Origin of the sequence: Moorena sp. SIO3B2 (genome assembly GCF_010692525.1) — a bacterium.
Taxonomy (GTDB): Bacteria; Cyanobacteriota; Cyanobacteriia; order Cyanobacteriales; family Coleofasciculaceae; genus Moorena; species Moorena producens.
Map to the genome: position 1 here is coordinate 1 of NZ_JAAHHE010000323.1, position 6795 is coordinate 6795.

The following is a 6795-nucleotide window of genomic DNA, read 5'->3' on the forward strand; positions in this document are numbered from 1 at the left end:
ATCGATTAGTTGGGACAGGCGAGAAGAGTTCTTTTGTCCACTACTATAGCATTTCTCCGAGTAATGATGTACAGTCAATTGGCTTATCCTTACTCCCTATTGCCTAAAACCTATTGCCTAAAACCTAGGACGAAGTACTTGATAAGTCGGAAAAATTATAGGTTTTATAAACGAGTTGTGAAAATTCAGAAACCCAAAATCCTGGTGAGTACGGGTATCCTGCCCCCGTGAAATTTCACAACCTATTTAGAATTTCTATAGACAATCAAAACTCAAAAGTGGTCAATTCACGATTAACAATTCACGATTAACAATTAACAATTAACCGCTGTATAATTAACTTTTGTTAAATAAACTTAAATAAAATTGAGATAACTTAATAAAATGTTACAATTATAATTATTCATAGTTTATAATAAAACTAATATGACACGTAAGCAATCCAAATCGAACCTGCCAACAAAAATTTGCCCTGTTTGTCAACGTTCCTTTACATGGCGCCAAAAATGGGAAGATTGTTGGGAGGAAGTCAAATATTGCTCAGAACGCTGTCGCAGAAGGAAATCTGGTGTGAAGCAGGGATGAGGTATAAACGATAACCAGGGCTACTTCCAAAGGTTTTGTCAGTGAACTTTTTGTGTTTTGTATATTTTCATACTTGACACATCAGAGTCTCATAATTCACACTATGTGTTCTAATCCTTAATATTTTCTTCAGTATTGTGTATGTTTGTGAAGACGGTGTGTCCCAAAGTCATTATCCACGGTGGTGCTGGTAGTTCTATAAAAGGCAAAGGAGGGGCTGATGCGATTCGCAAGTCCCTCCACTCAATTATTGAGGAGATTTATGCCTTGTTAGTGAACGGTACTAGTGCGACTGATGCTGTTGTCCGAGGTTGCCAACTGTTAGAAGATGACCCCCGCTTTAATGCTGGAACCGGTTCGGTGTTGCAATCAGATGGGCAAATCCGGATGAGTGCGTCCCTGATGGAAGGTCAATCTCAACGCTTCAGCGGTGTGATTAATGTGTCGCGAGTGCAGCATCCGATTCAGCTGGCAGAAGCGTTGCAAGGCTCCGATGACCGCGTGCTGTCGGACTATGGAGCGGCAGAATTGTTACGAGACCTTCAACTCCCGGTTTACAATCCTATGACGAAGCTGCGGTTACAAGAGTGGCTCCAAGAAAGGCAGGCCAATTTTAGCCATAAGATGGCGGGGGTTATTGCTGAGGACGAATTGGTGACCAGCTCTGAAGCTCGACGGGGAACCATTGGTGTGGTTGTACTAGATGGCCGGGGTCATCTGGCAGCAGGGACCTCTACTGGTGGTAAGGGTTTTGAACGGATTGGTCGCGTCAGTGACTCGGCGATGCCAGCAGGAAATTACGCTACGGCAAATGCAGCAGTGAGCTGCACCGGTATCGGGGAAGACATTATGGAAGAGTGTCTAGCAGCAAGGATTGTGGTGCGAGTCACTGATGGTTTATCCCTGGTTAATGCAATGGAGCGTTCATTTAAGGAAGCTCGGAAGAATCAGCGAGATTTTGCCGCTATCGCTCTAGATGCTAATGGTGCGATCGCATGGGGCAAAACTAGTGAAGTTCTGCTAGCGGCTTATCATACTGGGGAAAAGATTGTGGATACGTTGAATATGACTAAGGATGTGGAATTTCTCTCGATTTAAGGGTATCTGACAACTTACGGATACAGGATGCTGAAATCTTGATAGTTATTATTAATGGCTTTTCGGTACCTGTTAGACTAAGCTATATACTTTAGTCGCCTCAAACTACTATTGTTTATAGCTTTGAGATTTTGATAATTGATTTTTTATACTAAATAGGATCTCAATGGCTAAAAGCGTTGCCTAGCAATACTTTTAGCCATTTTTTCTGAGAGCGACTGCAGTCCCTGCTCCCTAAAACCCAAGACGAAAGTACCTAACCCAATTGAAAACTGCTGTATCGTAAGTAATCAAGCAGACATGATATGAATAGTGCTAAAATGCTCAAAAAATTAGACAAGGTTTTGCTATTTGCTCTTTTCTTGGGTCTAGTTTTCTGTATCTACGGGATTAATTGGGGATGGGTGGAAGAATGGAATCCTGACCAAATGGGCTTTAAAGAACTTTTTCAAGCTGGAAAATTACCTTTCAATCCAGAATCATTTCAGAAGCCACCTTTTCATACCTATTTTGTTTACTTTTTATCTGTTTTACCCTTTGAATTAATCGGCAATACTCTACATATATCCGCCGATGATATTAATCCAGCTAAACTCCTCTGGTCAAGAATGCTAACAGTTTTTCTGTTTTTAGGTTCAATTATTTTAGTCTATCAGATCTGCAAGAGGTTTTTTGGGGTTTTCCCAGCTCGCCTAGTGACAATTATTTTTGCTACCAGCGCAGGCTTCATCAGCTTTAGTCATTTTTTGACAACAGAGATTCCCGTAATGTTTTGGATGTTATTATCCTTCTATTTCGCTCAAAATATTTTGTTATCTGGCAAGTTATCGGATTATGTTATAGCTGGTTTTTGCACGGGAATTGCCACAGCTACTAAATATAATGGTTTGGCAATAGGAATGGGAATTGTTGTTGCTCATGTTCTTTCCTTTACTTCAATATCATTGAGGCAATGGAAAAAATTACTGTTCGACAAAAAACTTATTATTAGTCTTTCGATGGTCGTTATTGGTTTTTTGGTATGCAATCCCTTTGCCTTACTTGACTATTCTACTTTTTGGGAGCATTTTTGGTACAACTATATTGTCACCCCTGTCTATGGGGGAATTGCAGAAGGGAATAGTTTTGGGGAATTTGTTGTCGCCATCCAAGAAATTATCGGTTTACCATCATGGTTAGTGTTTTTGCTTGGCTTATTATTTTGTTTTTATAGTCTTGCTGTAGACAAGGAAAAACCCCTCGAACATAAAGGGATATTGTTACTTTTTAGTGTATTTTTATTATATTATTTTAAGTTTGGCTCTTTTCCGAGAATGGAAACTCGCTTCGTAATGCCAATAGTTCCTTTTGGTTTAATTATTTCTGGTGTATTCTGGAATAAAATCAAGGTAAATCGGCGGTTAATGATTGGACTTTTACTAGTTATTTTAAGTTACAACTTGATTTGCAGTTTTTATGTGGGTAAGCGTTTTACAGAAGACCCTCGAATGGTAGCTCAAGAGTGGGTAAAAACAAATATTGAAAAGGGAATTTCAATAGAATCGAGTGCCTATTCTCCACAATTTAGTAAGATACCAGGGGTGATTTTAACAGAACAAATAATGCCAGATATTAGCGGACGTAAAAAAAAGTTTAGCCGTCTATTTAAAGATAATCCCTGGATCATGGCACGCCTGCAGTGGTCAACACATATACGCTGGGAGAAGGAAGATAGAGAAGAAGATACACAATGGTATACCCTTGAGAGATTGAAAGACCGAAAACCAGACTATATTGCGGTTAATTCCCGCTACTACAAAAGATTTATTGTCCGTCTTAAAAATGACTATCCTTCCCTATACAAATTTTTTAGCGATCTTTTAGAGGAAAACTATCCTTATCACATTGTATTTGACCAAGAATCTCCAAAGGTTCCAGGATGGATTTATCCTAAAACTATTGATTTTCTTCAGAATAGAATGGTGATTTTTGCCAAAAATGATCTGACCTATAACTAATAACCTACTTTGGGTTCTCCAAATTCCACAGAGCATCAATTCCACTACCCACATAGTCTGAGGCTTGGTGCAGCTCAATCCATTGTGCAACAGCACTGGACACATAACTAGATGGTTTACCTAACTCAGCTAAGGTCTCAGCTGCTGAGGCACGTACACCAGATTCCTCATCTTTGAGGCACCCCAGCAAGGCAGTGATCACAACTTGTGAAGAATTACCCAACTGGCTTAAGGCTTTAATAGCGGCACAACGTACATCAGAATCTTGATCCTCTAGCTGTGGTAGTAGGGCACTGATCACTGTTTCAGAAAGGTTACCTAACTGACCATTACCTAACTGACCTAAAGCAGTAGCAGCGGCACAACGAAGATCAGAATCTTTATCTTTGAGGCATGTGACTAAAGCACTGACTACGGTTTCACCAGGCTGCTCTAATTTACCCAAGACCGAAGCACTCAAGCAACGAACACGAGAATTTTGATCGTTTAGCCTTGTCAATAAGGCACTCACAACGGTTTTACCATGCTGCTTCAATTTGCCCAATGCCCAGATACTGGAGTAACGAACACGAGCATTTTTATCGTTTAGCCCCATCAACAAGCTATTCACTACTGGCTCAGAAACCTGATCCAATTCACCTAATGCTAAAGCTGCTTCAGAACGAATGGTAGCATCGTCATCTTTTAGCCAGCTCAGCAATGTATTTACTAAGCTTTCTGAAGTATTGTCTAATCTGACAATAGCGCTTAGTGATAAGTTCTGAATATTTTTTTGAAGACTAGTGTGCTCGGTAGTAGTGAGATAATAGTCGGGATAGTCTAATTTAGTTACACTAGTTAATCTATCACTAGTTAATATCTCACTGGCCTGGTGACGCACGGTATTATTTTTATCTTCTAGCCCTGCCAAAAAGGTTTTGAGGACTGTCGGGTTTTGCCCTAATTGGTTTTGCTCTAACTGGTTTTGCCCTAATTGGTTTTGCCCTAACTCGACTTGGCGTTCCTGGGATTGTGTATCTTTCTGAGAGTTGGCTCTATCTTTCAACAGTTGTAAAACGTCAAGTTTAATCTCAGTTTGATTCAAGTCGGAAAGGGTTTGAAAGACTTGCTGATGAATTTGGTAACCAACTCGCCGTGAATCACTGGCTGCTAGGGTAACTAATGCTGCTAAAATTTTTTGCAGTAGGGAATTATCTGCTATCTTCAAGGGTTGAGGATTTTCGGTAAGGCAAGTGGCAGCAAATAATAAATCCCGATGTAACCAAGACTCATACTCACTACCATGATTTAAAATTTCCTGAATTGCTTTAGCGGCTTTTTTGGGTTTAAGCTGAGCAATTAGTAGCAGCAACACGTCTTGCCAGTGGGAGTCATGGAGATAGTCTTGGATATGAGTCAGGATAATATCAAAATTCTCTTCATTATCGGCTTGATAGTTAATTTCTTGAGCACAAAGATAGTCTTGAAATATTTTATGGATAAAGGCGTAACCATCCAACCCTTGTTGTGTTAAAATGCCAGTGCGATGCTCGGTACGAGCCGCTACGCGATGCTCGGTACGAGCCGCTACGCGAACGCTAATCAAATTAAGCAACCGTTTGGCTTCTGCCTTGGCATCGTATAACTGAATCTGTTTCAGGGTTTGAATTTCTCTACCAAACCAAGCAATTAGTTGATCTCGATTAATTACTATCTTACCTTCTTTATCCTTTTTATCTTTTTCCTTTTTACTCTCCTGGGTATGCATCCAATACCCGAGACGTTCCATCAATCGTCTGCAATCATTCAATCCCAGATATTTCAGCTTCTGATTATTACTAATATCTGGTTTATTAATATCTGGTTGATTATCCCAGGAGGTTAATAACAGGTCTACTGCCTGGTCATAAAGCTGATAGCGCTCCAAAGGCAATCGGAAATGATAGCGGTGAATTAAAGTAATAATCGTCAACAATAGGGGGTTTTGTGCCAAAAGTTTAATCTGCTGATGCTCAGATAGTAAGTTGCTCAGGCTTTCTTTAAGTCGTTGTGCTTCTGCTTTGTCTTGAATCTGACTATAGTACCAGCGCTGAATAAATTCTTCAATTTTACTGTCATCAAAAGACTGAAGTTGATAGCGATAAAATTCTTCGTTCCAGAAAAACTCCCAGGGGGTATTTGAGTTAGAGTAACGGTCGTTATCAGAGGTGATAATTACCCAATTGTTAGGAAATTGCTGGATAAAATCCTTAATTTGCCCTACGACTTGCTCACCTTTGGCTGGTTCTGTAACTTGATCAAGTCCATCGAGCAAAATCACTGTTCGTCCATCCTCCAACCAATGTTCAAAGAAACCTTTAGGCAGGGATTTCACCAATAGGGTTTTTTCCGCAAACTGCCGTGCATACTCTAGAATACTGATATCTGAATACTCGACCCAATCCCGGATATCAATTAAAATCGGCAGCCAGTCAATATCTGGCGCTAACCCAATTGCTTCTGGTTGCTTCTGGGCTAACATGACAGCAACATAATTCATTAAGGTGGTTTTACCTGAACCAGGCGCACCCAGTAGCATCACCTTCCGGGATTTAGCAGAATTAGCCTGCCAGGTTTTTAGGGCTAATAAATATTGGGCAAGAGTTTTTTGAGCCCTTTGCGTAACCATTGGCTGCCATGGCTTACCGGGTAATGCTACCTGATCATGATCCAGCCACAACTCTACCGGTCGCTGACTACTGGGAGGATGTAACACTTCCACCTCAGGCATGACAAAAATTTGGTCAAGCTTAAGGGAATGGTTTCCATCCTGGATCCCTACCAACATCCCAGCAAACTTAACATGATCAATCCTGTTGGCAATTTGCCGGAAATAGTTTTCCTTAGTTAGTTGAAATTGTAAATAACTGCGGGTTTTCTCACTATAAGTCTTGACAAAGGTTTCGATCCAGGGAAGAATAAAACTATCTTGTGGTTGAGTGGGGGCATAGTTTGAGGCTACCTGCTTAAATTTCTCCACAAGTAAAGGGGTTAAGGGTATTTTGTTATCCTCTTGGAGGGGTTTGTGTAATTCCTCCTGTACTTCCCTGTCTTGGAAAAAGTCTTCCAAAAAAAGCGCGATCGCATCAGGAGCAGA

At 40.5% G+C, this 6795-nt stretch carries 4 protein-coding genes; 3 read left to right on the forward strand and 1 reads right to left on the reverse strand.

The genetic code is table 11. The annotated features are described in order from the left end of the window. Positions 1-426: 426 nt before the first annotated feature. The 3 genes from F6K38_RS32530 to F6K38_RS32540 all read left to right on the forward strand — a co-directional run bounded on the left by F6K38_RS32530 (position 427) and on the right by F6K38_RS32540 (position 3680). Positions 427-585 (forward strand): DUF2256 domain-containing protein, encoded by a 159-nt coding sequence (locus F6K38_RS32530; protein WP_071986927.1) that lies wholly within the window; start codon positions 427-429, stop codon positions 583-585. 141 nt (positions 586-726) lie between these two features. Next, positions 727-1683: an isoaspartyl peptidase/L-asparaginase gene (locus F6K38_RS32535; RefSeq protein ID WP_287254238.1), complete on the forward strand. Its 957-nt coding sequence runs from the start codon at positions 727-729 to the stop codon at positions 1681-1683. Positions 1684-1988: 305 nt separating this feature from the next. After that, complete coding sequence (locus F6K38_RS32540; protein WP_287359214.1) at positions 1989-3680, forward strand: ArnT family glycosyltransferase; 1692 nt, start codon at positions 1989-1991, stop codon at positions 3678-3680. Positions 3681-3684: 4 nt separating this feature from the next. Here the strand turns inward: F6K38_RS32540 and F6K38_RS32545 are convergent. Beyond that, the coding region (locus tag F6K38_RS32545) for a HEAT repeat domain-containing protein (protein ID WP_287359216.1) at positions 3685-6795 on the reverse strand (3111 nt) is incomplete at its 5' end.

What these genes read in the sequence shown, in the direction of transcription:
- F6K38_RS32530 (WP_071986927.1), top strand. Translation starts at nt 427, where the DNA reads ATGACACGTAAGCAATCCAAATCGAACCTGCCAACAAAAATTTGCCCT.
- F6K38_RS32540 (WP_287359214.1), top strand. Translation starts at nt 1,989, where the DNA reads ATGAATAGTGCTAAAATGCTCAAAAAATTAGACAAGGTTTTGCTATTT.
- F6K38_RS32535 (WP_287254238.1), top strand. Translation starts at nt 727, where the DNA reads ATGTTTGTGAAGACGGTGTGTCCCAAAGTCATTATCCACGGTGGTGCT.